The sequence below is a fragment of the Paracoccus ravus genome (assembly GCF_004522175.1).
Classification (GTDB): Bacteria; Pseudomonadota; Alphaproteobacteria; order Rhodobacterales; family Rhodobacteraceae; genus Paracoccus; species Paracoccus ravus.
On record NZ_SDEB01000009.1, the window covers coordinates 83,002 to 109,791 of the forward strand.

Here is a 26,790-nt window from a genome sequence, read left to right on the forward strand (position 1 = left end):
ATGACAGCATTCACCACCCGCCCCGAGATACAGGGCACATTCGGTGTCATCACCTCGACGCATTGGATTGCCACCGCCGTCGGCATGGGAATTCTGGAACGGGGCGGCAACGCCTTTGACGCGGCGGTGGCGGCAGGTTTTGTCCTGCAGGTGGTCGAGCCGCATCTGAACGGGCCGGGGGGTGATCTGCCCGCGATCATCCATAGCGCGCGGACCGGCCAGACCGAGGTGATCTGCGCCCAGGGGCCGGCTCCCTCGGGCGCGACCATCGCACATTACCGCGCCGAAGGGATCGATCTCATTCCGGGCAACGGTCTCTTGGCGACGGTCATCCCCGGTGCCTTCGACGGCTGGATGCTGATGCTGCGCGATTATGGCACGATGACGCTGCGCGAGGTGCTCGAGCCCGCAATCCATTATGCAGAGCACGGCCATCCGATGTTGCCGCGCGTCGCGGGGACTATCGCGGGGCTTGCGGATTTCTTCCGCGCGCACTGGCCCAGTTCGGCGACGACCTGGATGCCGGGCGGGGCCTTGCCCGAGGCCCATGCCCTGTTTCGCAATCCGGTGCTGGCCCGGACCTGGCAGCGCGTGCTTTCCGAGGCCGAGGCCGCGCCCGGACGCGAAGCCGGGATCGAGGCCGCGCGCGATGCCTTCTATCGTGGTTTCATCGCCGAGGCGATCGACCGCTTCTGCCGGGAAAACGAGGTGATGGACGGCTCGGGCAATCCCCATCGCGGCGTCCTGACCGCCGAGGACATGGCGGGCTGGCAGGCCCATGTCGAGGCTCCGCTTTACGGCAGCTATCACGACTGGACCGTGGCCAAGACCGGGCCCTGGGGGCAGGGACCTGTTCTCTTGCAGGGACTGAAACTTCTCGAAGGTTTCGATCTGGGTGCGATGGATCCGAACGGGCCGGATTATATCCATACCGTGATCGAGGCGATGAAGCTCGCCTATGCCGATCGCGAGGTCTATTACGGCGATCCGCTGTTTCACGACGTCCCGATGGCGACCCTGTTATCCGAGGAATACGCCGCCCAGCGGCGCGAACTGATCGGGGCCGAGGCCTCGCGCGACTTGCGCCCGGGCCTTGTCCCCGGTTTCGAGACGCAGCACGAACGGACCCTCGCCATGCTGGCCCGGATGGGGACCGGCGCGGTCTATGAGCCGACCATGGCGCATCTGTCCGAGAAGCGCGGCGATACGGTCCATATCGACGTGATCGACCGCTGGGGCAATATGGTCTCGACCACGCCGTCGGGCGGCTGGCTGCAAAGTTCGCCCATTATCCCCGAGCTTGGCTTCTGCCTGAATTCGCGCGCCCAGATGTTCTGGCTGGAAGAGGGGCTGCCGACCTCGCTCGCGCCCGGCAAGCGGCCGCGCACCACGCTGACCCCCTCGCTCGCGCTGCGGGAGGGCAGGCCTGTCATGGCCTTCGGCACGCCGGGCGGCGACCAGCAGGACCAGTGGCAGCTCGCGTTCTTCCTGCGTCATGTCCATCACGAGGCCAATCTTCAGGCGGCGATCGACGCGCCGCTGTTCCATTCGACGCATTTCCCGGCATCCTTCCACCCCCGCACCTCATCGCCCGCGGGAATGCTGATCGAGGGCCGGATGGGCGCGGCGACGATCACGGAGCTGCGCCGCCGCGGCCATGAGATCACCGTGGCGGGCGACTGGGACATCGGACGAATGACCGCCGCGCGGCGCGAGGCCTCGGGGCTTCTGCGCGCCGCTGCGACCCCGCGCCTGATGCAGGCCTATGCGGCGGGGCGCTGAGATGGATCAACCAGTGCTTTCCGTCGAGGGGCTGAGCATCGCCTTCAAATCGGGCAGGGAGTGGCGCGGGGTGGTGCGGGATATGTCCTTCACTGTTGCACCCGGCGAAACCGTGGCGCTTGTCGGCGAAAGCGGTTCGGGCAAGAGCGTCACCTCGCTCGCCATCATGGGGCTGCTCGACCGCCGGCAAAGCCGCCCCACGGGGAGCGTTCTGATGAACGGCACCGAATTGCTAAATCTGCCGGAACCCGCGATGCGCCAGATCCGTGGCAATCAGGTCGCGATGATCTTTCAGGAGCCGATGACGTCGCTGAACCCGGTCTTTACCGTCGGGCGCCAAATCGGCGAGGCGCTGGACCGGCAGGGCGCGATGAGCCGCGAGCAGGTCCGGTCCGAGGTGCTGCGCCTGATGGAGCGCGTGCGGATCCCGAATGCGGCGACACGGATCGACGAATATCCGCATCAGTTCTCGGGCGGGATGCGACAGCGCGTGATGATCGCCATGGCACTCGCGTCGCGGCCGCGGCTGTTGATCGCGGATGAGCCGACCACCGCGCTGGATGTGACGATCCAGGGCCAGATCCTGGACCTGATCAAGGAGTTGCAGCAGGAAACCGGTATGGCCGTCCTGTTCATCACGCATGACATGGGCGTCGTGGCCGAAATCGCGGATCGGACCGTGGTGATGTATCGCGGCGATTGCGTCGAAACCGGCGCGACGGAAACCGTCTTCGCGCGTCCAGAGCATCCCTATACTGCGGCGCTGCTGGCCGCCGTGCCGCGTCTTGGCTCGATGCAAGGCGCGCCCCTGCCGCGGCGTTTCCCCCGCATCGACACGACCGATGGCACGATCATCTCCGAGCCGCCCCTTCAGCGCCAGATCGACCGCAAGGCGATGCCGGTTCTGTCGGTCAGGAATCTCGTGACGCGCTTTGCCGTCGGAGCGGATCTGCTGGGCCGCGCCAAGGGGCATGTCCATGCCGTCGAGAACGTGTCTTTTGATCTCTGGCAGGGCGAGACGCTCAGTCTGGTGGGTGAATCCGGTTGCGGCAAATCCACCACGGGCCGCTCGATCCTGCGCTTGATCGAACCGCGATCGGGCGAGGTCACGCTGGACGGCTTCGACGTCATGGAGTTGCGCGGCAGCGCCCTGCAAAGGATGCGGCGGGCCGGGCAGATGATCTTTCAGGACCCGTTTTCCAGCCTCAATCCGCGCATGACGATCGGACAGAGCGTGGCCGAACCGATCCTGAAACACGGCATCGCCAAGGGGCGCGAGGCAAGGGCGCTGGCCGCCGATCTGCTGGGACAGGTCGGGCTGGACGGGTCGATGTTCGACCGGTATCCGCATGAATTCTCGGGCGGGCAGCGGCAGCGCGTCGCGATCGCGCGGGTGCTCGGGCTCAGCCCCAAGCTCATCGTCGCCGATGAAAGCGTCTCGGCGCTGGATGTTTCGATCAAGGCGCAGGTCTGCAATCTTCTCATGGATCTGCAGGACCGGCTGGGCATCGCCTATCTGTTCATCAGCCATGACATGGCCGTGGTCGAGCGGGTCAGCCATCGCGTGGCCGTCATGTATCTGGGCGAGATCGTCGAGATCGGCCCGCGCGAGGCGATCTTTGCCAATCCCCAGCATCCCTATACCCGCAAGCTGATCGCGGCTGTCCCGATCCCCGATCCGGCGCGGCGCGGCATGCGGCGGGCGGCCGCGGCGGATGAGTTGAAAAGCCCGATCCGTCCCCGCGGCCATGTCGCGCCCCGTCGCGAATGGCGCGATCTGGGCGCAGGGCATCTGGTCATGCAGACGGGCTGACCGGCGCGGTGGTTTCGCGCAGCATCAGGCGGGGCGGCAGCAGCGTCACGGGCGCGACCTCGCGCCCGGCGATGCGATGCAGGATCAGTTGCGCCGCCTTGCGCCCCATCTCGCGCTTGGGCTGGCGGATGGTGGTCAGCGCCGGGGCAAGATACGAGGCCAGTTCGATATCGTCGAAACCAATGACCGAAACATCGCGCGGCACAACCATCCCCGCGCGCCGGATCGTCGAGATGAAGGCGCAGGCCATCTCGTCGGAAAAGGCAAAGATCCCGCTGGGCCGCGCCCCAGCAGGCAGCGCAAGCCATTGCCGCGCCGCCATCTCGCCCGAGGGCAGGGTGAAATCTCCGGGAAACAAGGTGACGCGACCCGCGCCCGCGGCCTCTAGCGCGCCTTGCAGCCGGGCCTTGTGCAAGACGTTCTCGGGCGGGCCGCCGACCAACCCGACATGCAGGTGGCCAAGCTCCAGCAGATGCCGCATCGCGAGCCGCGCCCCCTCGGGATTGTCCAGCATGACGCCGGGGACACCACGCTCGGCGACCCATTCGCAAGAGCTCACCACCGGCGGCAGGTCGGCGCGCCCGGCGATGCCTTCGAGCGCCACCAGCCCGTCAAGCAGGACGATGCCATCGCTGCGAGAGGGGTCGAGGAACCGGGCAAGCGTCGTGTGCCGCCCGTCCTCGCCCCAAGTGTCGGCCACCAGCAGATCGTAGCCCGCCGCTGCAAGCTCGCGTCCCATCCCTTCGAGGATGCGCGAGAAAAACGGATTGCCCAGATTGGGGACAAGGGCCACGACCGAGCCCGTCCGCTGCATGCGCAGATTGCGCGCCGCGTGGTTCATCCGGTAGCCCGAGGCCTCGACAGCCGCCAGCACGGTTTGCCGCGTCGCCTCGGCCACCAGATCGGGCTGCGACAGGACCCGGCTGACGGTCGCGGCCGAGACCCCGGCCTGCCGCGCCACATCCGCCAGTCTGACCCGGAAAACCTGCTTGTCCATGTCCCGTTTCTAGGACCCGAAAGAAGTCCTTGCAATCGATTTCATGTCCGTGCAGCCTAGGCGCAGGGAGAGGGGAACATCCATGCAGACGATCAAGGGGCCTGCGCTGTTTCTGGCGCAGTTCATCGGTGCGGACGCGCCTTTCGACAGTTGGGATGGCATTACCCGCTGGGCGGCGGAATGCGGCTACAAGGGGGTGCAGGTCCCGACCAATGACCCGCGCATCCTCGATCTCGATCGCGCCGCTGAATCGCAGGCCTATCGCGACGAGTTTCTGGGCATCGCGCGCCAGAACGGCGTCGAGGTGACCGAGCTTTCGACCCATCTTCAGGGCCAGCTTGTCGCCGTGCACCCGGCCTATGACGATGGCTTCGATGCCTTTGCACCTGAGGCACTGCGCGGCAATCCCAAGGCGCGTCAGGAATGGGCAGTCGATCAGGTCGGCAAGGCGATCCGCGTGAGCCACCAGCTTGGCCTGAAGGCGATGGTCACCTTTTCCGGTGCGCTGGCATGGCCCTATCTTTACCCTTGGCCGCAACGCGCGCCGGGGCTGGTCGAGGCGGCCTTCGATGCTCTGGCGGCGCGCTGGCGTCCGCTGCTGGATCTGGCCGAGGAAAACGGCATCGACATCTGCTATGAGATCCATCCCGGCGAGGATCTGCATGACGGCGTGACCTTCGAGATGTTCCTTGATCGCATCGGCAATCACGCGCGGGCGAACATGCTCTACGATCCCTCGCATTATGTCCTGCAACAGCTTGATTACCTGCAGAATATCGACATCTATCACGAGCGGATCAAGATGTTCCACGTCAAGGACGCCGAGTTCCGCCCCGACGGGCGGCAGGGCGTCTATGGCGGCTACCAGTCTTGGGTGAACCGCGCCGGGCGCTTCCGCAGCCTTGGCGACGGGCAGGTGGATTTCAAGGCGATCTTCTCGAAGCTGACGCAATATGATTTCGACGGTTGGGCGGTCGTGGAATGGGAATGTGCGCTGAAACACCCCGAGGATGGGGCGCGAGAAGGCGCGAAATTCGTGCGTGATCACATCATCCGCGTGACCCCTCACGCGTTCGACGACTTTGCGGCCAGTTCGGTCGATCCGGCCGCCATCAACAAGGCACTTGGGCTATGAAACCTATCAGACTGGGCATGGTGGGCGGCGGCAGCGGGGCGTTCATCGGCGCGATCCATCGCATCGCCGCCCGCATGGACGGGAAATACGACCTCGTCGCCGGGGCGCTCAGCAGCAACCCTGAACGCGCGGCCTCCAGCGCCGCCGATCTGGGCATTCGCGGCTATGCAAACTTTGCCGAGATGGCCGAGGCCGAGGCCGCGCGCGAGGACGGGATCGAGGCCGTGGCCATCGTCACGCCAAACCACATGCATGCCGCGCCTGCCGTGGCCTTCCTGCGCGCCGGGATCCATGTCATCTGCGACAAGCCGCTGACCGCGACGGCCGAGCAGGCACGCGAGATCGCCGAGGCCGCCTCTGCTAGCGCTGCACGCTTCTTCCTGACGCATAACTATTCCGCCTTGCCCATGGTGCGCGAGGCCCGCGCCCTTGTGGCCGAGGGCGCGCTGGGTAAGGTCCGGCTGGTCCATGCCGAATATCTGCAGGGCTGGCTCGCCGATGAGGTCCATAACAAGCAGGCGGATTGGCGCACCGATCCGGCGCAGGCGGGCGCGGGCGCGCTTGGCGATATCGGAACGCATGCCTGGCAACTGGCTGAATTTGTCACCGGCCAGACCCCCAGCCATGTCTCGGCCGAACTTTCGAGCATGGTGCCTGGCCGCCCCATTGACGACGATGCGCGGGCCGCGCTGCGCTATGCCTCGGGGGCCAAGGGCGGGATCTGGGCCAGTCAGATCGCGGTCGGTCAGGAAAACGGCCTGTCTTTGCGCGTCTTTGGCGACAAGGGGGCGCTGGAATGGCGGCTCTCGGACAGCGAACGGCTGATCTTTTCCCCCAAGGACGGTCCGGCGCAGATCCTGACGCGGGCACAGGACCGCTCGGGGTCTTTCCGCACGCCGCCCGGTCATCCCGAGGGCTATCTCGAGGGTTTCGCGAACCTCTATCTCGACATTGCCGAGATCATCCGGGGCAATGAGACGCGCGTGGACCGGGTGCCGGGACTGGCGGCGGGGCTTTCCGGCATGGCCTTCATCGCCGCCGCCAAGGCGTCATCCGCCAAGGACGGGGCATGGACTCCGGTCGCACCATGACGGTTCTGGCGCTGCGCAATGTCTCGAAAAGCTTCGGCCCGATCGAGGTGCTGCACGGCGTCGATCTTGGCCTTGAGCCGGGTGAGGTGCACGCGCTGATCGGCGAGAACGGCGCGGGCAAGTCCACCATCATGAAGATCCTTGGCGGGTTTCTGGACCCGACCAGCGGCGAGTTGCTGCTCGACGGCCAACCCCATCGCTTTGCCAGCGGTCCGCAGGCCGAGGCGGCGGGCGTGGTCGTGATTCATCAGGAATTCAACCTTGCCGCCGATCTCTCGGTCGCGGCGAATGTCTTTCTGGGCCGCGAGGCCGGGGGCTTTCGGCTGGATCACCGCGCGATGCGGGCTGGGACGGCGGCGCTTCTGGACCAGCTTCACAGCCCGATCGACCCGGACGCGCTGATCCGCGACCTCTCGGTGCCCGATCGCCAGATGGTCGAGATCGCCAAGGCCCTGTCGCGCAAGGCTCGCGTCCTGATCATGGACGAACCGAGCGCAGTGCTGACCCATCGCGAGGTCGGCGCGCTTTACGAGCAGATCGACCGCTTGCGGGCGCAGGGCGTCGCGATCCTTTACTGCTCGCACCGTCTGGATGAGGTTGCCCATCTCGCCGACCGCATCACCGTTTTGCGCGATGGTCGCGTGGTCCGGCAGGCCCTGCGTGGCGAGCTGGACGAATCCGGTATGGCCACCGCCATGGTCGGGCGCGAGTTGCAGGACTTCTACCCGCCGAAAGGTCAGCCGGATGCGGCCCCGGCGCTTGAGGTCCAAGACCTGACCGTGCCGGGCGAGGTCCACGGCGTCAGCTTCACCCTGCGCAAGGGCGAGGTTCTGGGGATCGCGGGCCTTGTCGGCTCGGGGCGCACGGAACTCGCCGAAGGGTTGGTCGGATTGCGTCCCTCCCATGGTGAAATCCGCGTCAATGGCCAGCCCACGCGCGTCCGCGAATTGCGCGATGCCTTTGCCGTTGGCCTTGCCTATCTGACCGAGGATCGCAAGGAAGCCGGCCTGCTGCTTGAAAAGCCTCTGCGCGAGAACCTGACCCTTGCGGCCCTGGAACGCTTTGGCCGCGTCAGGATCGACAACCGCGCCGAGGACGCCGCACTGGACCGCGCGACCGCCGAGTTCGACATTCGGGCCCCGCGCCGCGACATGCTGGCGGGACGGCTTTCGGGCGGCAACCAGCAGAAACTCTTGCTGGCCAAGGTGATGCTGCCGGATCCTCGGATCATCATTATCGACGAACCGACGCGCGGCATCGATGTCGGGACCAAGCGGCAGATCTATGCCTTCATCCGCAAGTTGGCCTCCGAGGGCCGCAGCATCATCGTCATCAGCAGCGAAATGACCGAGGTCATCGGCCTGTCGGACCGCGTCCTCGTCATGCGCGAGGGTCGGATCGCGGGCGAGGTCGCGGGCGCTGCCATGACCGAAGAAAACATTGTGCGCCTTGCCATGGGCGTCAGCAGCGAGGCCGCATGAGACGCCTGAACCTTCACACTCTTGGCCCCATCGTCGCCCTGATCGCGCTGGTCATATTGGGCGCGATGCTGAACCCGGCCTTTCTTGCGCCCGCGAATATCACCAATGTCCTCGCGCGTTCGGCCTTCATCGGGATGATCGCGGTGGGGATGACATTCGTCATCACCTCGGGCGGGCTGGACCTGTCGGTCGGCTCGATGGCGGCGTTTCTGGCCGGTGTGGCGATCATGGCGATGAATGCCGTCGCGCCCGCGCTCGGGGTGCATTGGGGCACGATCCTGATCGGCATGGGCGTGGCGCTGCTGGGCGGGTTGGCGGCGGGCTGGCTCAACGGCGCGCTGGTCACCAAGGCGCGGATCGAGCCCTTCATCGTCACGTTGGGCACGATGGGGATATTCCGCTCGCTGGTGACATGGCTGGCCGATGGCGGCACGCTGAGCCTGCAATCGGGGCTGAGGACGCTTTACCGCCCGGTCTATTACGGTGGCATCGGCTGGATCACTTGGCCGATCATCACCTTTGCGGTGGTCGCGATCATCGGCGAATGGATGATGCGCCATTCCCGCTTTGGCCGCCATGTCGAGGCCATCGGCTCGAATGAACGCGTCGCGCGCTACTCGGCCATCGACGTGAACCGCGTCAAGCTGATGACCTATGTGCTGCTCGGCCTGCTGGTCGGGCTCGCGGTGGTGCTTTACGTTCCGCGCCTTGGCTCGGCCTCGGGCTCGACCGGGGTGCTCTGGGAACTTGAGGCCATCGCTGCCGTCATCATCGGCGGAACCGCGTTGAAAGGCGGCACGGGCCGGGTCTGGGGGACTGTCGTCGGTGTCCTGATCCTGTCGCTGATCGACAATATCTTGAATCTGGCCGACCTGGTCAGCCCCTATCTGAACGGGGCGATCCAGGGGGTCATCATCGTTCTTGCTGTTGTTTTGCAGCGGGAGAAAAGCGCCGCCGACGAGCGGTAATCCTGGGGAGGAGAGGAAAGATGAAACGCAGAAACCTGATGAAGGGCGCGGTGCTCGCCGCGACGCTGGCGATGGGCGCAAGCCCGGCCCTTGCGCAGGATGCCGAGAAGAAGATCATCGGTGTGTCGATCCCGTCGGCGACGCATGGCTTCATGGGCGGGCTGAACTGGCACGCGCAGGACACCATCACGCGGCTGGGCAAGGCCTATCCTAACCTCGAATTCGTGCTGGCCACGGCGGGCGATGCCGCCAAGCAGGTCAATGACATCGAGGACATGATGGCGACCCGCAATATCGACGGGTTGGTGGTGCTGCCCTTTGAATCCGAGCCGCTGACCGCGCCGGTTAAGGCGGTCAAGGAAGCTGGCAAATTCGTCACCGTCGTCGATCGCGGTCTGTCCGAGGAGGGCATCGAGGATCTTTATGTCGCGGGCGACAACACCGCCTTTGGCCGCGTCGCGGGCGAGTATTTCAAGGGGAATCTGAAACCGGGCTCGAAGATCGTCGTGCTGCGCGGCATCCCCACGACGCTGGACAATGAGCGTGTCGAGGCTTTCCAGAAGGCGCTGGAAGGTTCTGAAGTCGAGATCCTCGACATGCAGCACGGCAACTGGAACCGCGATGACGCCTTCACCGTGATGCAGGACTACCTGTCGAAATATCCCCAGATCGATGCGGTCTGGGCCGCCGATGACGACATGGCGATTGGCGTGATGGAAGCCATCTCGGCCGCAAACCGCACCGACGAGATGTGGGTGATCGGCGGGGCCGGCATGAAGGAAATCATCAAGCGCATCATGGAGGGCGACAAGCAGCTCCCGGTGAATGTCACCTATCCGCCTGCGCTGATCTCATCGGCTATCGAGATGACGGCCCTGCGTTTCGTCTCGAACGCGCCGATGACCGGCCGATTCATTATCGGCTCGCAACTGATCACCCCTGAGAACGCAGAGCAGTTCTATTATCCCGATAGTCCGTTCTGATTCTTTCACCTGCTCCTATTCACCCCGCCATTTCGAATGGCGGGGTTTTTCTTTGCTTTTCTGCCGAGAGTATCGGGGCGGATGAGCGGATTATTACCCGTCGAAAATGAGCGATTGACAGAGACCTCGCCCTACGCGCGAAGCGGTCAAAAGAAAAGCAGTTTTGTGCCCGATATAATGGCAAGGGCAAATTATATTTCTTGTCAGGCTGACTTTTTGAACGAATGCTGATCGCGACCGGATGTGTGTTTGTCCGGTTACTGTCGAAGTAGCGGCTGCCCGCCGCGTTCTGTTCAGGGTCGTAACGATGCCATATTTTACCGAGATTCCATCCGGTTTTATCAGTGTGTCTCCCGATGGGACCATCACGTTGACCGGCACCCCCACACTTGAGGATCTGACTGGCGACTCCGTCGAGTTCAACCTCTATGACGTCGATGCGAATGGTGCGACGACGCTCATTCCCGGCGACAATATTTCGCTGGTCGATTCGGAAGGCAATTCTCTGAGTGGCGAGGGGACCTATCTTGGTTCCGGCACCATTGAATTCGCCCCTCTGGTCTTTGGTGGGCCGCTGGCCAATGTCACGGTGCAGGTTCCCCCGCTCACCGGCTCATTGATCGAGTCGAACGGGTCCTATTACCTGATCACCGAAGATCCGATGGATCTGGACAGCCTTGAGGCCGAACTCTCGCTGTTCCTGGCCCTGCCCGGCCCGGATCTCGAGATTTCCGCAACCGCTCCGATCAACGATCTGGCGGATGCTTTCGCGGCCGAGATCGCCGAATTGCCCGGACCATATGCCGATTTCCTGGCGAGCAAGATCGACGATCTTGATAAGCTGGTGGCATTCGTGGCCGCACAATCGCCGATCGGCATCGTTCATGACAATACCGTGCCGTTGATTCTGACCGACGTCGAGGTGCTCTGCTTCATGCTCGGCACTATCATCGAGACCCAGCACGGCCCCGTTGCCGTCGAGGATCTGAAAGTCGGCGACATGGTCCTGACCCGCGATGACGGCTATCAGCCGATCCGCTGGATCGGATCCGTCCGTCTCTCGGCTGCGCGGCTGGCCCGCCAGCCGAAACTTCGGCCGGTGCGGATCAAGGCGGGGGCGCTGGGTTCTGGCCTGCCTTCGGCCGATCTCTACGTCTCGCCGCAGCACCGGATCCTGGTGCGCTCCAAGATTGCGGTCAAGATGTTCGGCGCGATGGAGGTGCTGGTGCCGGCCAAGCAGCTTTTGCAGCTTGACGGGATCGACTATGCCGATGACCGGCCGGATGTGGTGTATTTCCACTTCCTTTTTGACCGCCACCAGATCGTCCTGTCGAACGGGGCCGAGACCGAGAGCCTGTTCACCGGACCGCAGGCGCTGCGCAGCCTGTCCTCGGCCGCGCTTCAAGAGGTCTATACCCTCTTCCCCGAGTTGCAGGACGAGTCGTTCGAACCTGAGTCCGCGCGTCCGCTGGTCTCGGGGCGCCGTTCCCGCAAATTGGCCCTGCGCCACGCCGACAAGGGCAAGGCACTGGTCTGCTGATCGGGTCGCACCCGGGCCCGCTTTCCGCAGGCCGGGTGCGACCTTTTCCATTCGTGTCGGGGTCTCGACACGCGGGCCTAACGGCCAAGGGCCAGATCGGCCAATGCTGCGTAGGATGGCGCCCGTGCCGCCAGCAATGCGCCTGAACGCACAAGGGTGCGGTCGGATTGCGGACGGGACAGCAGCTGCTCGATGCTCCATGCCTCGAAGAGCATCAGATCCGCTCGACGGCCGGCGGCAATGATGCCGCAATCAAATCCCGTCATGGCTGCGGGGGCAGGGCCGGCCAAACCGGGCGCGTCTCCCACAGGATGGTCGAGATGCAGGATACGCACGGCTTGTCGCCAGGTATCCAGCATGTCATGATCGCCATAGGCGTAGAAGGGATCGCGGCAATTATCCCCCGCGACCGCGACCGGCACACCGGCTGCGCGCAACTCATGCAGCGGCATGACCCCACGCCAGCGCGGCGTCCGGCCGGGCTGGCGGTCCTGCAGATACATGTTGACCGTAGGCAGCGTGATCAGGCGCAGCCCGGCTTCGGCAATTAGGGCAATCGTCGCGTCGAGTTCGGCTTCGGGCAGCAAAGCCAGCGAGCAGCAATGCCCACAGGTCACGCGGCCCTGATAATCGTGGCGGATCGTGGCCCGGGCGACATGGGGCAGGGCGCCTGCCTGCGCGGCCTCGTCCACATGCAGGTCGATATCCAGATCGCGCTCTTTGGCGAGCGTGAACAGGCGGTCCAGAAGCATGTCGAGATCGGCCAGACCATCGCCATGAGTCCCCCCCGCGGCGCGGGTGACGCCTCCCATCAAGCCGCCCTGCGCAGCGACCAGATCGGCCAGACGTGTGCCGTAATCGCCGCGATAGGCATCGACCGGCACCAGCGCCACGGCCTGCAGGTCGATGCGCCCGGCCCAGGCGGAGCGGGTCTCGGCAAAGGCGGCCCAGCTTTCCTCGCCCTGGCCTTCATGGCTGTCGAGATGGGTGCGGATCGCGGCGACGCCATGGGACTCGGCGCAGGACAGTGCGAAATCCATCCGCCGCAGCAGGTCGTCGCGGCGCCAATGGGCGATCCGGTCGCGGGTCGTAGCCTCGCGCGCTCCGGCATGGGTGCCCCCCGAATCCGGCGCGCGCCCGGCAACATGGCCCTTGTCCAGATGGGCGTGGGCGTCGATCAGCATCGGCCAAAGCTGGCGGCCCTGCAGGTCGATTGCGGGCGCGCCGGCCTCGGTCGCGCCGGCGGGGCCGATCGCCGCGATCCGGCTGCCTTCGACCAGCAGGTCGATATGGGCCGATCCGTCGCTATCAATTCTTGCGCCCTGTGCTGCGCCCTCGGCCAGCAGGGATCGGGGCACGCGGGCATTGCGCAGCAAAAGGCGCGCTTTCCCGTCAAGCTGGCTCAGCCGGGCTGCGGGAGCAATCGATTGGTCATCCATCACGGTCGTTCTTTCTTGAAATCTGGGAGAGCGGCAGGGTCATTCGACCAAGGGGGCGGCATCGAAGAGACGCTGGACGAGTTGCAGGAAGCGACTGCCCGCAGGCGAAAGCTGCCCCTTGGCCCGATGGGCCAGCATCAGGCGCTGTCGGCCCGCCGAGGCCTCGATCGGCAGGAAGGCCAGATCGCCGTCGCGCAATTCCTGATCGACATCGACGCGGTTCAGGAAGGTGATATGCGGCGCGCGGCGGACCAGCCGTTTCATCATTTCGGTCGAATTGGTCTCGACCACCGGGTTCAGATCCACCCCGGTCGGGAGCAGGTTCTGGACCACCTCGCGCAGGGACAGGCTGCGATCGGCCATGATCAGCGGATAGATCAGGCAATCCGAAAGCCGCACCGAGGATTTGATCGTCAGCGGATGGTCACGCGCCACCACCGCGCCCAACCGGTGCTGAAACTCCTGCGCCAAATGCAGGCGCGGATCCTGCGGCAGGTTATAGGCCAGAGCCAGTTCGGCTTGACCCGAGGCCACGGATTCGATCACCTCGGGACGGGTTCCGACCATGACGCGCAGCCGGACCTGCGGATGGGCCTCGCGGAATTCCGTGACCACATCGGCCAGCCGCCCCGCCGCCAAGGTCGCCATGGTGGCAATGGTGACCTCGCCCCGGCCCAAGCCCTTCAGCGCCTTGATCTGCGCCCGCATGCGGTCATGGGCGCGCAGCGTCTCGCGGATATGCGCGACCAGCATCTCGCCCGAGGTGGTCAGTTTCAGACCTTTCGGCAGCCGTTCGAAGATCGGCGCGCCAAGGTCCTCTTCCATTTCCAGCACGAAACGGTTCACCGCCGAGGGCGAGACATTCAGCACTCTTGCCGCCTTGCGGATCGAGCCCTGACGCGCGACCTCGTCGATATAGCGCAGCGCGCGTCCATGCAGCATGAGCCTTCCGGGGTCCGAAGCGGGGGATGCCCTGACGATGTCACCCGGAAGGCCCATTCTCAATGCCTCACTTCTTGATCGCGGCGAAGTTGGCGTTGATGCGCATGGTCAGGTAGTCGCCCGCGGTCATCGGCTCGTATTTGCCCAAGGGACCGACCATCAGCGCATCGCGATTGGCTTGGCAGAAGAAGGGCAGCGAAAGGCGGCGGCCCATATACTCGCCCTCGCGCGGCATGCGGACGCGGTGCAGGGTCGATTGCAGCTGGTCGTCCGACCAGCGCATCAGCATGTCGCCGATATTGCAGGTGATATAGCCCTTGCGCGGAGCAACATCCGTCCATTGCCCGGTCGCGGCATCCTTGCCCGGGCAGACCTGCAGCCCGCCTTCGCCCTCTTTCTGGTGCAGGATGGTCAGGCAGTCGAAATCGGAATGCGCACCGGCGCGCCATGCCTTGAAATCTTCGGGCTGGGCGTTCTCCATCGACATGTAATGGATCATCCGAAGGGTGGACTGATACTGGTCCGAGGCCGGGTCATGCGCCTTGGTGAAGAAATCCTCGGCAAAGCCCATCTTCAGGGCAAAGCAGGACAGGATCCGCATGCCAAGTTCCCAGTTCTGCCGCTCGAAGCGCAAGGCGCGTTCCTGGAAGCCGGGCAGTTCGGCCTCGGTCGGCCATTTGCCCTCCATCAGCGGGCGGGTGACCTGATAGCTTTCCTTATTGTCGGGCGTGCCGGTCGAGGGCCGGACCTGCGCCTTGAATTCCCAGCCTGCATTGGTGCCCTTGGGCATCGGGTATTGCGCCTTGACCTCTTGGGGCAGTTCGAAGAACTCCCAGGCATTGTCGAAAGCCGCGTCGATATCCTCCTGCGGGATGCCGTGGTTATAGACCTGGAAGAAGCCGATATCGGTCGAGGCGGCCCAAAGCGCATCCGCGATCTCGTGCTTGCGGGTCTCGAAATCCGAGAGGTCGATCACCGGGATCGCGCGTTCGACGGTGGTGCCTTCGCCGCCGATGGTTGTTTCCTTGTTCAGCTCGGCCAGAGCGTAGTTTGCATTGGACATTGCAGTCTCCTTGAGTGCCCTTGCGGGCGGTTGGGGAGCAATTTCCGGACCCTGAGGGGCCTGAACGCTTCTACTCCGGGGTAAAATCAGTGCTCGGACTTGGGCAGGCTCCAGGGGAAAACCCGTTTCTGCACCTGCACGACCAGCTGAAACAGCGTCAGCGACATCGCGGCCAGGACGATCAGCCCGGCCCAGGCCTGGGGCAGCTTGAACATCGAGGTCGAGAACTGGATGAAAAAGCCCACCCCGGCCTCGGCGGCGACGAATTCGGCCACGACGGCGCCGATGACGGCCAGCGTGATCGAGATCTTCAGCGCCGAGAAAATATAGGGCACGGCGTAGGGCAGGCGGATCTGGGTCATTTCGCGCCATGCCGGGGCGCGCAGGCTGCGCGACAGCTCGATCAGTTCCGGCGGCGTCGCGGCCAGCCCGGTCGCGGTCGAGACGACCAGCGGGAAGAAGGTGATCAGCGTCGTGATGACCACGCGCGGCAGGTCACCCGCGCCAAGCGCCACGATGATGATCGGCGCGATGGCGACGACCGGCGTGGATTGGACGATGACCAAGAGCGGATAGAGTGTCTTGGACAGCAGGGCCGAACGCATCATCACCATGGCAAGCGGCACCGAGACCACGATGGCCAGCGCAAAGCCAAGGATGGCGACGCGCAGCGTGGACCAGATATGGGTCATCCAGCGTTCGAACCCGATCGCGGTGAAAGAGCTCAGGATCGCGCTGGGGGCGGGCAGCAGATAGGAGGGGATCGCGAGGAGCCGCACCGCCGCTTCCCAAAGCAGGAGCGTGCCGATCAACGTGGCACCGGTGGTGAGGCCGGGCAGATCGGCCAGGCGCTGCACAAAGGGTCGCGCGTCGAGCGGGGCGGTTGCGGGGGCGGTCGAGGCGACGGGTCGCGCCGGGGCGGGCCGCACGGGGGCCGGGCGGGCGGGCTTTGCCGCGGTGGCCTGGCTCTGGGTCTGGGTCACGTGATCCTCCATCTCAGGCCGCCGCCCGCGTCATCAGCCGGTCGCGCAGATCGGCGGTCAGGTCCAGAAGCGCCGGATCCTTCATGCTGTCGGGCCCGCGTGGACGGGCGACCGGGACGAGATGTTCGCTGGCGACCGAGCCGGGACGGCCCGACATGACCAGGACGCGATCGGCCAGAAGCGCCGCCTCGCTGACGGAATGGGTGATGAAGACCACCGTCTTCGGGCGTTCGGCAAAGATGCGCAGCAGATCGAAGCCCATGACCTCGCGGGTCAGCGCGTCCAGCGCCGAGAAGGGCTCGTCCATCAAGAGGATGTCGGGATCCATGTGCAGGGCGCGGGCAATGCCCACGCGCTGTTGCATGCCGCCCGACAATTCGTCGGGCAGGCGCGTGCCGAAGCCCTCAAGCCCGACCATGGCCAGCAGTTCCTGTGCGCGCTCGCGCTCGCGGGGGCTGACCCGGCCGGTCTTGTGGCGGACCGGGAAGATCACATTGTCCTCGACCGTGGCCCAGGGCAGCAAGGTGGGCTTCTGGAACACGATGCCGATATCGTCGCGCGGTCCGGTGACGGGCATGCCAAAGACTTCGACCTGCCCGCTGGTGGGTTTCAGCAGCCCCGCGATCATCCGCAGAAGCGTGGACTTGCCGCAGCCCGAGGGACCAAGCACGGCGAGGAACTCGTGATGGGCGACCTCGAAGCTGACATCGCGCAGGGCCTCGGTCTGGCCCGAGCGGGTCCGGAAGACCTGGCCCAGACGGTCGAAGCGAATTGCGGGGGGCTGCTGGATCATCATTTCGACGCGATCATCTCACGGGTGACGGTCGATTCCGCGTCATAGCTGGCCGGGTCGATGCCCTGCGCCGCGGCGACGCGGGCCCAGGTCTCGGCCAGACGGCCCGGCTCGAAGACGCCAAAGCCGTCCTTCTCGGTGACCTCGTTGAAGACCAGCTTCATTGCATCATTGACCGAGCCCTGAACGTCCTCGGTGCCCAGTTCGGCGACAATGTTCTGTACCGATTTTGCGGCCGCCTCGGGGTTCTCATGGGTGAATTCGACCGATTTCCGGAAAGCGGCGACAAAGCGGCGCGCAACATCAGGGCGATCCTTCAGGAAGCCGTCATTGGCGATCAGCGCGGCCGAGTACAGATTCAGACCGGCGGCCGACCAGGGCAGGGCCTGAATCTCCTTGCCAGCTTCCTTGCCCTGGTTGGTGTAGCGCGTCTCGTCGGTCATCCATGCCACGATGCCGTCGACCTGTCCGGTCATCAGCATCGGACCCAAAGCGCCCGGTTCGGCCTTGATGACGGTGACCTCATCCTCGGCGATGCCGGCATCCTTCAGGACGAGCGGCAGATAGACATTCGACGAGGTAAAGGGCGAGGTCGCGATCTTCTTGGCCTTGACGTCGCTCACGGCCTCGAAGCCCGAGCCCTTGACCGTGTAGAAGGCATGCGGACCCTTGTTAAAGACCGACATTACAGCGGTGACGCCAACCTTTTCCAGCGCGCGGGCGGCCATCAACGCGCCGATATCCGAGACGCCGATATCGGCCGAGCCGGCGGCCAGACGCGAGATCGCATCCGTCGAACCGCGACCCGGCGCGATCTCGACCTCAAGCCCGGCATCCTTGCAGAAGCCCTGATCGATGCAGACATAGATCGGGGCCTTGTCGCCGCCCGGAAGCCAGTCAAGCTGGAAGGTCACCTTATCCGCGGCCAGTGCCGGGCTGGCAAGCAAGGCGAGCGTCGCGACCAGACTGGCCTTGCGGCCAAGGGAAGGGCGGGCATTCAATCGGTTGGGCATGGCTGCGTCTCTCTGTTGGCTATTGGGGGAGGGCGTTTTGACCGCGCAAAGCGGCAATCCGCTGGGCCGAATATCCTTCGGCCAGCAAATGGCGCATCGCGCAGTCGCGCTTGTCGGGATCGCTGCCGCGAAGGCAGTCAAGGCAGCGATGCCCCATTTCGTTGACGGGGCTGGGCTTTGGATTTGTCCGGGCGAATTTTTCGAACATCTGGACCTCGTTTCGACAGTTGTACCGCCGAGCAATGTCCAAGGTTTTCGTCCCCGACCGCTTCTACTCGCTTGGCTTCATGTTGAGCGAAGCGTCCCGATTTCGGCAACGACATTCCGGTATTTTTGCCGCCGCATTCGTTTTGCCTGTTTTAAATCCGGCAGGCTGCCCTGTTTCAAGGCATTCATACAATATATTGAAATAACGATATAATTTCAGGTTTAATCTAAAACACGTCGGGAATACGTGGCTTTTGTGACGAAATCACAAAACATGGCGTTCGAAAAATAAGGACGCCGAAGCGGCGTCCTTGGTGTTTGCGCGGCCGAATCTGCATTGCCTTAGGGCGTCCCGACGATGGCCTGCGCAAGGTTCACCACGATCGGTCCTGTCAACGGAAGCAGGACATTGGCGATGGCATAGGTAACCGTATAGCCGATGACCGGCGTGGTGTTTCCGGCAATGCCGACCAGCGCGCTGATCGCGGGCGTGCTGCAATGCTGGCCCGCGATCGCGCCCAGCAGGATCGGCAGCGGGATCCGCATCAGCTTCAAACCGACCAGCAGCGAGACAAAGGCTGGCGCGGTCGAAAGCAGGACCCCGAGAACCGGAAAGACCAGCCCATATTCCTTGATCAGCTTGATCGCATCCGGACCCGCGCCTAAGCCGATCGCGGCGATAAAGGCGGCAAGGCCGAAATCCTTGGCGAAATGCGCCGCCGCATCGGGAAAAGCCCCATGCCGGGGCCTGCGCATATTGAGCCAGCCAAAAACCAGACCCGAGAGCAGCGCACCGCCGCCCAGACCCAGCGTCAGTTCCAATGCGCCGAGCTTCAGGCTCAGATGCCCGATCAGCAGGCCGACCACGATGCCAAGGCCGAGAAAGACGAAATCGGTGTGATCGCCCGGGGGAAGGGGCTCGCCCAGAACCGGTACCGCGCGCGCGACAGGCTCTGTCGGGCCGTAAAGCGTCAGGATATCGCCCTCTTGCAGGATGGTGCGGGGCAAAGCCGGAATCTCCAGCCCCATGCGGCGGATATTGGTGATGAAGATGCCGCGCTGCGCCTCGGGCGAGACCAGCTTGCGCAGATCGCGGGCCTCATGGCCAAAGGCTTCGCGACGGGTCAGGACGACCTCTTGCGAGACGACCGGGAAACCGGTCCCCTCGTTGAGCGAGACCTCGACCCCGAAGAGCTTGCGCGCGGCGATGAGCGTGCTGCGCAACCCGCGCAGCAGGATGATATCGCCCGGCTCGAAGCGAAAGGACAGATCGACCGGCAGGGTCTCGGCGCCGCGGCGCACGCTATGGATGACAAGCGACCAGTTGCGGCCTTCCTCGAAATCCCGCGCGGTCTTACCGGCAAGCTCTCCGACCTCGAAGGCGCGCTCGACAATGATCGGCAGCCCGCCATCGCCGATGTTTTCGCCGCCGCCCAGCCTGTCGGCCAGGGCCTCGGCCTCATCGCGCAGGTTGCGGCGCAAGAACACCGGCGCGACCTGAGTAACGAAGATTACGATCGAGACGAGGCCAAACAGATAGGTCAAGCTATAGGCCGTCGCGATATTGGCGAGCATCCCTTCGGATTGCTCGGGCGTCAGAGGCAGTTTCGAGATCGCCTCGGAGGCCGTGCCCAGCACCGCGGATTCGGTGGCGGAGCCGGCGAAAAGCCCCGCTGCCGTGCCGGGATCAAGGCCCATTGCGGCGACGGCAGCCAATGTCAGGCTCAGGGCCACCGCGACCTCGATCACGGGAAAGACCGCATAGCGCGCCCCGCCCCGGATATTGGTGAAGAATTGCGGCCCTGCGGTAAAGCCCAAGGCATAGATGAAGAGCGCGAAGGCCGCGTTTTTCAGCTCATCCGGCAGTCGGATGCCGAATTGGCCAAGGGCCAGCGCGACGAAAAGCGTGCCGCAGACGCCTCCAATGGCGACCGGGCCGATGCGCAGCCGCCCGATCAGGTGACCAAGGCCGAGGCAGAGAAAAAGGACTAGAACGGGATCGGCGAGATAAGAGGGAAGCGACATGCTGAATACCATCCGCAAGCTGACAATCTCGTCAGGGGTCATGCACCCCGCCCGGCCAGCCTACACCGGAATCGTCATTCCGGGCATGTTTTCAGCAAGATTTCGCGTTTTCCCAGAAAAGCGAGGTCAGCGCCGCGCCAGCCCCACCAGCGCCGCCGCGAGATGGGCCGAGGCCGCAACCCCGTCGATCAGGGTCAAGTTGCTGCGGTTTTGCAACTCGGGCTTCAACCCTGCCATGCCCGCGCAGCCCAGCACGGCGGCTTGAACGCCTTCGCTGGCCTGGGCCTCGGCCATGACTTCGGCCAGGCGGTCAAGCACCGCCTCACCCCCGGCCTCGACGGTCAGGACCGGCAGATCCGAGGCCCGGACCGAGCGGCAAAGCGCTGCGAGCCCGGCGCGGGCGATATTCTCGCGGATCACCGGGACCGAGACTTGCAGCGTGGTCACGACCGTATAGGGAAGCCCCAGCAGCAGCGCGCTGGCACAGGCCGATTGCCCGATGCCGAGGACCGGGCAATGGGCTTGGGCGCGCATCTCATCCAAGCCAGTATCGTCGAAACAGGCGATGACGATGGCATCCACCGCCTCGGCCTTGGCCGCCGGAAGCTGCGCCAAAAGGCCGGGGATCGCGGCCTCGCCATCTTCGGGGCCTTGGATCGCGGGCGGCGCGCCGTGGTTCGTCCAGCCGAGGATCTCGGCCTCGGGCAGGGACTTGCGGGCCGTGGCGAGGATGCTCTCGGTCATATGGGCCGAGGAATTGGGGTTCAGATAGAGCAGCCGCATCAGCCTGCCCGCCTCGCGCGGCGCTTCCCGAGCAGCCAAAGCGTGCCGAGAAAGACCGCGATGATCAGGAAGGAGAACACCGTGGTCAGCGTTCCCAGAGCAAAGATCACCGGCTTGGTCACGTTGGTGGTCATGCCGAAAATCTCGAGCGGCAGCGTGTTATGGCTGCCCGCCGTCAGCAGCGTGCGGGCGAATTCGTCATAAGACAGCGAAAAGCCGAACAAGGCGACACCCACGACCGAGGGCGCGATAATCGGCAGTACGACATGGCGGATGGTCTGCCAGGGCGTCGCGCCCTGATCGCGGGCGGCCTCCTCGAAGCGCTTGTCGAAACGGTTGAAGACCGCGAACATGATCAGAAGGCCAAAGGGCAGCGTCCATGTCAGCTGCGCGCCGAAGCCCGAGCTCGCCCAGTGCACCTTGGCCCCAATCTGGTTGAAGATCAGACCGACCCCCAGAGACACGAGAATCGAGGGGATCACCAGCGCGGCAATGGTCAGGTAGAAGAGCGCCCCCGATCCGGCGAAACGCTTGCGGAAGGCGAGCCCCGCCATGACCGAGATGGCGACCGTTGCCACCATCACCATCAGCCCCAGTGCGAAGCTGCGCCGGAACGCGCCCCAGATATCGCCCACCGCCTGTTCTTGGAACAGGTTGTGGAACCAGTAGGTCGAGACCCCGTTCATCGGGAAGGTCAGCCCACCTTGCGGCCCTTGAAAGCTGAGAATGCCAATTGTGATCGTCGGCCCATAAAGGAAGATCACGAAAAGCAGGAAGAAGGCGGTCAGCCAGTAGAAGCTGCGCGGGCGTGGCTCCATCTCAAAGCTCCTTGCGGATATTCACGAAGCGCATCAGGGCCCCGATGATCAAGAGCACCGTGACCAGCAGCACGACCGAGGTGGCCGAGGCCGAGGGATATTGCAGCAGCGCAATATCGTTCGAGATCAGCCGCCCGACATTGGCGGATTGCGAGCCCGACATGAAGCGCACGGTGATGAAATCGCCCATAACCAGCGTCAGAACGAAAATCGTGCCGATCATGATGCCGGGCTTGGACAGCGGGATGATCACATTGGCCAGAATCTGCCAGCCGGAAGCGCCATTGTCGCGCGCGGCCTCGATCAGCGCGCGGTCGATCCGCATCATCGTGTTGAAGATAGGCACGATCATGAACAGCGTGTAGAGATGGACGAAGGCCAGGATCACCGAGAAATCCGAATAGAGCAGCCATTCCAGCGGTTCCTCGATCACCCCCATGCCGATCAGCGTCTGGTTGGCGATGCCGTTGCGGCCGAGAAAGGGGATCCACGAGATCATGCGGATGATGTTCGAGGTCAGGAAGGGGATGGTGCAGACCAGAAACAGCGCCGTCTGCGCCGTGTTCGAGCGGATATGGAAGGCGAGGTAATAGGCGACGGTAAAGCCGATCAGCAGCGTCAGCGCCCAGGTGATCAGCGCGTAGCGCAGCGTCGCCCAGAACACCTTGTAGGTGACGGGCGAACTGAACAGGAACTGGTAATTCTCCAGCGAAAAGGCCGGGACGATGGCGAATTCGGTGGCCTGCCAGAAGCTGACCACCATGATCATCGCGATCGGCAGCAGCAGGAAGGCCAGCAGAACCAGAGCCAAGGGCGAGGCCAGCGCCCAGCCCCTGAGCGTATCGGATTTCTTCATCGGAATCGTCCCGGAAATTGCGGGGAAGGCAGGCCGTGCCCGCCTTCCGGTCAGGCCGTTAGGCGGCGATGAACTCGTTCCATTTGCGGACCATATACTGGTTCTCGTCCATGACGGCGTTCCAGCAGGCGACCGCGCCCATGCGCTCGTAGAAGGAACCGCCATCACGGGTCTCGCCCGCCTTGGCCATGACATCGCCGAAGGGGTTGGCGATGTCCTCGGCGGCGGGCTTGCCCTCGAACCAATAGCCCCATTCGTTCGGGCTCATGTGCTCCTTCGAGGTTTCCGGCACGGCCGAGTAATAGCCCTGACGCATCAGGAAGCCGCCGACCCAGCCCGAGAGATACCAGTTGATATATTCATAGGCCGCATCCAGCGCGATGCCGTTGAGCGACTTGGACAGGCCGATGCCGCCGCCCCAGCTGCGATAGCCCTCTTTCAGCGGCTGGTAGACGCAGGGAATGCCACGGGTTTTCACGGCGGTGATGGCAGGCGACCACATCGACTGGATCACCACCTCGCCCGAGGCCATCAGGTTCACGCTTTCATCGAAGCTCTTCCAGAAGGCGCGGAACTGGCCGGCCTTCTTTGCCTCGGTAAAGATCGCGATGGTCTTGTCGATCTCCTCGCGGGTCATGTTGCCCTTGTCGCCATATTTGATCTCGCCCATCGACTCGCAAACCATGGCCATGTCCATGATCCCGATCGACGAGATGTCCAGCAGCGAGGCCTTGCCCTTGAATTCGGGGTTCAGAAGCTCGGCCCAGCTTTCGATCGGGCGCTTGATCAGGTCGGGGCGGATGCCCAGCGTGTCGGCGTTATAGATGGTCGGGATCAGCGTCATCCATTGCGTCTGTTCCTTGGCGAAGGACTTGCTGTCTGGTCCCTCGACGAAGCCGACGCTATGGGGCGCGGTGCCCTGGGCGATGACGCTTTCCGGGGTCAGCTTGCCGTCCTTGAAGATGCCGACGATCTTGTCGTAATTCTTGATCTTGCTGGTATCCATGGCTTGCAGGTTGCCGGTCGGCCAGACCTTCTTGCAGATCCAGTACTCGATGTCGGCGATGTCGAAGCTGTCGGGCTGGGTCGCGGCGCGCTGGGTCACGCTGTCACTGTCAAGCGCGGTCATCTCCAGCGTGAAGCCGAGGTCTTCCTTGACCTTCTGGGCGACCTCATTGAGGTTCGACACCCCGGTGCCGAACTGGCGCAGGGTGACGTCCTTGATCTCTTGCGCCCAGATCATCGGCGCGGGCAGGGCCGAGGCAGCCAGCGCGGCCCCCCCGGTCTTGAGCAGAGAACGACGGGAAAATCTCATTCTGGACATGGCATTTCCTCTCTGTTGGTTCTTCTTGGTGGTTTTCAGGCTTCCAGCGGGTGCTGCCAGCGGGCATCCCAGCCCAGCTGGACGGCATCGCCGGGATGGATCGGCTGGGTGAAAAAAGCGTCCTCGGGCAGCAGGGCCACGATTTCTTCGTCAGTTGCAGTGCGGGCGGTCACGGCGACGCGGTCGCCCTGATATTCGACCCCGGTGGCGGTGGCGGGCAGGCCCTCGCCCAGCCGGATCATGTCCGAGCGGATGGCATAGCGCCCGCCATCGACGGTCACGACATTATGCCCGCCCATGAAACGCGCCACGAATTCGGTGCGCGGCTTGCCCCAGACCTCGCGCGGAGGACCGGCCTGCTCGATGACGGCATTGTTCATCACCACGACTTCGTCGGCCAAGGCCAGCGCTTCGTCCTGACCATGGGTGACATGAATGAAGGTGATCTCCAGTTCGCGTTGCAGGCGTTTTAGCTCGGCCCGCATGCGAATGCGCAGGAACGGATCCAACGCCGAAAGCGGCTCGTCGAGCAAAAGCACGCGGGGCTCGGTGATCAGCGCCCGGGCGAGGGCCACGCGCTGCTGCTGGCCGCCGGAAAGCTGCGCGGGCATGCGATCGGCCAGATGGGTCATCGCCACCAGTTCCAGCAGGGCATTGGCCTTGGCGTGGCGCGTGGCCTTGTCCACGCCCTTCATCTTGAGGCTGAAGGCGACATTATCGCGCACCGACAGATGCGGGAACAGCGCATAGCTTTGAAACATCATCGCCGTGCCGCGCTGCGCCGGGGGTAGATGCGAAATCTCTTTCCCCTCAAGCACGATATTGCCGTCCGAGACGCTTTCATGCCCCGCGATCATCCGCAATGTCGTCGATTTGCCGCATCCCGAGGGGCCCAGCAGGCAGACGTAGCTTGCCGGAGCGAAAAGATGGCTGATGCCGTTCACGGCCACGGTGTCGCCATAGCGCTTGGTCAGCTTGGCAAGCTCAAGGTCGTTTGGGGTGCGCATCGACATTCCTTCAAGTCCGAAGATGCGCCAAGCCTGCGTCGATTCCGCCCAAGTCGCGGAAAATTCGACCCCCAGACAGGCGAGTTTATGACAATGCGCGGCTTTTGATCGCGCCCGCTCTCACGTCGCCCGCTTTTTCATCCAAGATCGTATACAATCTCGTGTCCCACCTGCGGGCCTTGCCCCACGTGCCAATCCGACCCAGCTAGAAGCAAAGGAGGCATCCGATGGTCCGGCATGACAAGCAGAACAGCGCCGAGGCGATCGCGGCCGCGCTGGCCCATGCGATCCACGAACATCGCCTGGCGCCCGGCTCGAAACTGTCCGAGGACGAGGTCGGCGAGATTTTCGGCGTGTCGCGCACCGTGGTCCGCGCCGCCTTGCAGCACCTTGCCCATAGCCGTCTTGTGGAACTGCGGCGCAATCACGGCGCCTTTGTCGCCCAGCCAAGCCTGCGCGAGGCGCGCGAGGTTTTCGAGGCCCGCGCCCTGCTCGAGCCGCGCACGGCCCGCGCGGCGGCGGCGCGCATGAGCCCTGCCGAGCATGCCCGGCTGGAGCGCCATATCCAGGCGGAACATGCGGCGCTGGATCAGGGGGCGGCCGGACATGCGGTCTATCTGTCCGGCCAGTTCCATGTCGAGATCGCGCGGATTGCCGATCAGGCGACGGTGGCCGAGATCATCACCCAGCTTGTCGCGCGCTCGTCGCTTGTCATCGCGCTATACTGGCAGCGCCGCGTGGCGCTTTGCGAGAGCCATGCACATCACGCCCTGCTGAGGGCGCTTGCCGCCGGGGATGGCAGCCGGGCCGAAGAGGTGATGGCCGAGCATCTGGTGACGCTGGTATCCTCGCTGGACCTGCGCGACCGCAATGCCGTGCCCACCTCGCTGCGCGAGGCGCTTGGCGCATGAGCATCATCCTGCGTGAGATGGGCCTTGCGGAATTGGACGATGTCCTTGACTGGGCCGCAGCCGAGGGGTGGAATCCGGGCCTCGCGGATGCCGCGCCCTTTTTCGCGGCCGATCCGAAAGGGTTTTTTCTGGCCGAACTGGATGAACAGCCGGTGGCCGCCATTTCGGTCGTGAACCATGATGCGGATTTCGCCTTTCTGGGTCTCTACATCTGTCGTCCGGAATGGCGCGGCCATGGGATCGGGCTTGCCCTCTGGAACCATGCCTTGCGCCATGCCGGTGATCGCAGCGTGGGGCTGGATGGCGTGGCTGCCCAGCAAGCCAATTACGCCCGCTCGGGTTTCGTGCGCATGGGCAGCAGCACGCGCTTTACCGGCGCGCTTGAGGGCGGGCGGTCGCGTGGGGTCCGGCGCGCCACGAGCGGCGATTTCGAGGCGCTGCATCTGCTCGATCGGCAGGCATGCGGCTTTGCGCGCAAGCCCTTTCTGCGGGAATGGACCGCCTGCGCCCCGTCGCGCCTGACCGTTCTGCACGAGGGTCCCGCCGGGATCGACGGTTTCGCGACGATCCGCCTCTGCCGCGAGGGGGGCAAGATCGGGCCGATTATCGCGCCAAATGCCGAGCAAGCCGTGGATCTGGCCCGCGCAGCAGTCGCAGAGCTTCCGGTCGGGCCGGTTTCGATCGACCTGCCCGAGGCGTCGCGCGAGTTTGCCGCGCGTCTTGTCGAGAGCGGATTTCATCCCGGCTTTACGACGGCGCGCATGTCTCGCGGACCATCCCCGCGCCATTCGCCGCACATGCAGGCCATCGCCTCGATGGAACTGGGCTAGCGGACA

At 64.4% G+C, this 26,790-nt stretch carries 23 protein-coding genes; 10 read left to right on the forward strand and 13 right to left on the reverse strand.

What is annotated here, in order from left to right; all coding sequences use genetic code 11:
- Nucleotides 1-1,782, forward strand: coding sequence for a gamma-glutamyltransferase family protein (locus tag ESZ60_RS09605; protein ID WP_134680359.1), 1,782 nt, complete (start codon nt 1-3; stop codon nt 1,780-1,782).
- A 1-nt stretch (nt 1,783) separates the two neighbouring features.
- Nucleotides 1,784-3,595, forward strand: a complete 1,812-nt coding sequence (locus tag ESZ60_RS09610) for an ABC transporter ATP-binding protein (RefSeq protein WP_209021268.1) — start codon at nt 1,784-1,786, stop codon at nt 3,593-3,595.
- Here ESZ60_RS09610 and ESZ60_RS09615 read toward each other — a convergent pair.
- The gene (locus ESZ60_RS09615) at nt 3,579-4,592 is read right to left on the reverse strand and encodes a LacI family DNA-binding transcriptional regulator (protein ID WP_134680361.1); all 1,014 of its coding nucleotides are present in this window, start codon (nt 4,590-4,592) and stop codon (nt 3,579-3,581) included. The genes ESZ60_RS09610 and ESZ60_RS09615 overlap by 17 nt on opposite strands.
- Before the next feature lie 82 nt (nt 4,593-4,674).
- Here ESZ60_RS09615 and ESZ60_RS09620 point away from each other — a divergent pair, with 82 nt between their 5' ends.
- From ESZ60_RS09620 to ESZ60_RS09645, 6 genes are all read left to right on the forward strand, one after another.
- Nucleotides 4,675-5,727, forward strand: coding sequence for a sugar phosphate isomerase/epimerase family protein (locus tag ESZ60_RS09620; RefSeq protein WP_134680362.1), 1,053 nt, complete (start codon nt 4,675-4,677; stop codon nt 5,725-5,727).
- Nucleotides 5,724-6,818, forward strand: coding sequence for a Gfo/Idh/MocA family protein (locus ESZ60_RS09625; RefSeq protein ID WP_134680363.1), 1,095 nt, complete (start codon nt 5,724-5,726; stop codon nt 6,816-6,818). The genes ESZ60_RS09620 and ESZ60_RS09625 overlap by 4 nt, the downstream gene beginning before the upstream one ends.
- Nucleotides 6,815-8,299: a sugar ABC transporter ATP-binding protein gene (locus tag ESZ60_RS09630; RefSeq protein WP_134680406.1), complete on the forward strand. Its 1,485-nt coding sequence runs from the start codon at nt 6,815-6,817 to the stop codon at nt 8,297-8,299. The genes ESZ60_RS09625 and ESZ60_RS09630 overlap by 4 nt, the downstream gene beginning before the upstream one ends.
- Nucleotides 8,296-9,267 (forward strand): ABC transporter permease, encoded by a 972-nt coding sequence (locus ESZ60_RS09635; RefSeq protein ID WP_134680364.1) that lies wholly within the window; start codon nt 8,296-8,298, stop codon nt 9,265-9,267. Before ESZ60_RS09630 ends, ESZ60_RS09635 begins: the two co-directional genes overlap by 4 nt.
- Nucleotides 9,268-9,287: 20 nt before the next feature.
- Complete coding sequence (locus tag ESZ60_RS09640; RefSeq protein ID WP_134680365.1) at nt 9,288-10,250, forward strand: ABC transporter substrate-binding protein; 963 nt, start codon at nt 9,288-9,290, stop codon at nt 10,248-10,250.
- Nucleotides 10,251-10,620: 370 nt separating this feature from the next.
- Entirely contained in the window at nt 10,621-11,790 is a 1,170-nt protein-coding gene (locus ESZ60_RS09645; protein WP_245155644.1) for a Hint domain-containing protein, read from the forward strand.
- 77 nt (nt 11,791-11,867) lie between these two features.
- On the opposite strand, the gene ESZ60_RS09650 is transcribed toward ESZ60_RS09645, so the two are convergent.
- The 12 genes from ESZ60_RS09650 to ESZ60_RS09705 form a co-directional block, all read right to left on the reverse strand.
- On the reverse strand, nt 11,868-13,229 hold the full coding sequence (locus ESZ60_RS09650; protein WP_134680366.1) for a cytosine deaminase: 1,362 nt from the start codon (nt 13,227-13,229) through the stop codon (nt 11,868-11,870).
- Between the two features lie 39 nt (nt 13,230-13,268).
- The gene (locus ESZ60_RS09655; RefSeq protein ID WP_209021269.1) at nt 13,269-14,171 is read right to left on the reverse strand and encodes a LysR family transcriptional regulator; all 903 of its coding nucleotides are present in this window, start codon (nt 14,169-14,171) and stop codon (nt 13,269-13,271) included.
- 67 nt (nt 14,172-14,238) lie between these two features.
- The gene (locus ESZ60_RS09660) at nt 14,239-15,234 is read right to left on the reverse strand and encodes an isopenicillin N synthase family dioxygenase (protein ID WP_134680368.1); all 996 of its coding nucleotides are present in this window, start codon (nt 15,232-15,234) and stop codon (nt 14,239-14,241) included.
- A gap of 86 nt (nt 15,235-15,320) precedes the next feature.
- Nucleotides 15,321-16,217 (reverse strand): ABC transporter permease, encoded by an 897-nt coding sequence (locus ESZ60_RS09665; protein WP_245155645.1) that lies wholly within the window; start codon nt 16,215-16,217, stop codon nt 15,321-15,323.
- 13 nt (nt 16,218-16,230) lie between these two features.
- Entirely contained in the window at nt 16,231-17,013 is a 783-nt protein-coding gene (locus ESZ60_RS09670) for an ABC transporter ATP-binding protein (RefSeq protein WP_245155646.1), read from the reverse strand.
- On the reverse strand, nt 17,010-18,023 hold the full coding sequence (locus ESZ60_RS09675) for an ABC transporter substrate-binding protein (protein ID WP_134680370.1): 1,014 nt from the start codon (nt 18,021-18,023) through the stop codon (nt 17,010-17,012). The genes ESZ60_RS09670 and ESZ60_RS09675 overlap by 4 nt, the downstream gene beginning before the upstream one ends.
- A 549-nt stretch (nt 18,024-18,572) precedes the next feature.
- The gene (gene aspT / locus ESZ60_RS09680; protein WP_209021270.1) at nt 18,573-20,297 is read right to left on the reverse strand and encodes an aspartate-alanine antiporter; all 1,725 of its coding nucleotides are present in this window, start codon (nt 20,295-20,297) and stop codon (nt 18,573-18,575) included.
- 84 nt (nt 20,298-20,381) lie between these two features.
- Nucleotides 20,382-21,038, reverse strand: coding sequence for an aspartate/glutamate racemase family protein (locus ESZ60_RS09685; protein ID WP_134680371.1), 657 nt, complete (start codon nt 21,036-21,038; stop codon nt 20,382-20,384).
- Nucleotides 21,038-21,856 carry an ABC transporter permease gene (locus tag ESZ60_RS09690; RefSeq protein WP_134680372.1) on the reverse strand — a complete coding sequence of 273 codons (819 nt, stop codon included), beginning with the start codon at nt 21,854-21,856 and terminating at the stop codon, nt 21,038-21,040. Before ESZ60_RS09690 ends, ESZ60_RS09685 begins: the two co-directional genes overlap by 1 nt.
- Nucleotide 21,857: 1 nt before the next feature.
- Nucleotides 21,858-22,712, reverse strand: coding sequence for an ABC transporter permease (locus ESZ60_RS09695; protein WP_134680373.1), 855 nt, complete (start codon nt 22,710-22,712; stop codon nt 21,858-21,860).
- Nucleotides 22,713-22,770: 58 nt separating this feature from the next.
- Nucleotides 22,771-24,036 (reverse strand): ABC transporter substrate-binding protein, encoded by a 1,266-nt coding sequence (locus tag ESZ60_RS09700; protein ID WP_134680374.1) that lies wholly within the window; start codon nt 24,034-24,036, stop codon nt 22,771-22,773.
- A gap of 35 nt (nt 24,037-24,071) precedes the next feature.
- A complete protein-coding gene (locus ESZ60_RS09705; protein ID WP_134680375.1) occupies nt 24,072-25,043 on the reverse strand; it encodes an ABC transporter ATP-binding protein in 972 nt (323 codons plus the stop codon).
- A 227-nt stretch (nt 25,044-25,270) separates the two neighbouring features.
- On the opposite strand from ESZ60_RS09705, the gene ESZ60_RS09710 reads away from it, so the two are divergent.
- Complete coding sequence (locus ESZ60_RS09710; RefSeq protein ID WP_134680376.1) at nt 25,271-25,954, forward strand: GntR family transcriptional regulator; 684 nt, start codon at nt 25,271-25,273, stop codon at nt 25,952-25,954.
- The gene (locus tag ESZ60_RS09715) at nt 25,951-26,784 is read left to right on the forward strand and encodes a GNAT family N-acetyltransferase (protein ID WP_134680377.1); all 834 of its coding nucleotides are present in this window, start codon (nt 25,951-25,953) and stop codon (nt 26,782-26,784) included. The genes ESZ60_RS09710 and ESZ60_RS09715 overlap by 4 nt, the downstream gene beginning before the upstream one ends.
- Nucleotides 26,785-26,790: the final 6 nt, after the last annotated feature.

Bases quoted from the DNA above. Each gene is read 5' to 3' on its own strand.
- ESZ60_RS09615 (WP_134680361.1), bottom strand. From the start codon at position 4,592: ATGGACAAGCAGGTTTTCCGGGTCAGACTGGCGGATGTGGCGCGGCAG.
- ESZ60_RS09670 (WP_245155646.1), bottom strand. From the start codon at position 17,013: ATGATGATCCAGCAGCCCCCCGCAATTCGCTTCGACCGTCTGGGCCAG.
- ESZ60_RS09705 (WP_134680375.1), bottom strand. From the start codon at position 25,043: ATGCGCACCCCAAACGACCTTGAGCTTGCCAAGCTGACCAAGCGCTAT.
- ESZ60_RS09635 (WP_134680364.1), top strand. From the start codon at position 8,296: ATGAGACGCCTGAACCTTCACACTCTTGGCCCCATCGTCGCCCTGATC.
- ESZ60_RS09675 (WP_134680370.1), bottom strand. From the start codon at position 18,023: ATGCCCAACCGATTGAATGCCCGCCCTTCCCTTGGCCGCAAGGCCAGT.
- ESZ60_RS09715 (WP_134680377.1), top strand. From the start codon at position 25,951: ATGAGCATCATCCTGCGTGAGATGGGCCTTGCGGAATTGGACGATGTC.
- ESZ60_RS09630 (WP_134680406.1), top strand. From the start codon at position 6,815: ATGACGGTTCTGGCGCTGCGCAATGTCTCGAAAAGCTTCGGCCCGATC.
- ESZ60_RS09620 (WP_134680362.1), top strand. From the start codon at position 4,675: ATGCAGACGATCAAGGGGCCTGCGCTGTTTCTGGCGCAGTTCATCGGT.
- ESZ60_RS09710 (WP_134680376.1), top strand. From the start codon at position 25,271: ATGGTCCGGCATGACAAGCAGAACAGCGCCGAGGCGATCGCGGCCGCG.
- ESZ60_RS09695 (WP_134680373.1), bottom strand. From the start codon at position 22,712: ATGAAGAAATCCGATACGCTCAGGGGCTGGGCGCTGGCCTCGCCCTTG.
- ESZ60_RS09610 (WP_209021268.1), top strand. From the start codon at position 1,784: ATGGATCAACCAGTGCTTTCCGTCGAGGGGCTGAGCATCGCCTTCAAA.
- ESZ60_RS09660 (WP_134680368.1), bottom strand. From the start codon at position 15,234: ATGTCCAATGCAAACTACGCTCTGGCCGAGCTGAACAAGGAAACAACC.
- aspT (WP_209021270.1), bottom strand. From the start codon at position 20,297: ATGACCCCTGACGAGATTGTCAGCTTGCGGATGGTATTCAGCATGTCG.
- ESZ60_RS09700 (WP_134680374.1), bottom strand. From the start codon at position 24,036: ATGTCCAGAATGAGATTTTCCCGTCGTTCTCTGCTCAAGACCGGGGGG.
- ESZ60_RS09685 (WP_134680371.1), bottom strand. From the start codon at position 21,038: ATGCGGCTGCTCTATCTGAACCCCAATTCCTCGGCCCATATGACCGAG.
- ESZ60_RS09640 (WP_134680365.1), top strand. From the start codon at position 9,288: ATGAAACGCAGAAACCTGATGAAGGGCGCGGTGCTCGCCGCGACGCTG.
- ESZ60_RS09650 (WP_134680366.1), bottom strand. From the start codon at position 13,229: ATGGATGACCAATCGATTGCTCCCGCAGCCCGGCTGAGCCAGCTTGAC.
- ESZ60_RS09625 (WP_134680363.1), top strand. From the start codon at position 5,724: ATGAAACCTATCAGACTGGGCATGGTGGGCGGCGGCAGCGGGGCGTTC.
- ESZ60_RS09655 (WP_209021269.1), bottom strand. From the start codon at position 14,171: ATGCTGCATGGACGCGCGCTGCGCTATATCGACGAGGTCGCGCGTCAG.
- ESZ60_RS09690 (WP_134680372.1), bottom strand. From the start codon at position 21,856: ATGGAGCCACGCCCGCGCAGCTTCTACTGGCTGACCGCCTTCTTCCTG.
- ESZ60_RS09605 (WP_134680359.1), top strand. From the start codon at position 1: ATGACAGCATTCACCACCCGCCCCGAGATACAGGGCACATTCGGTGTC.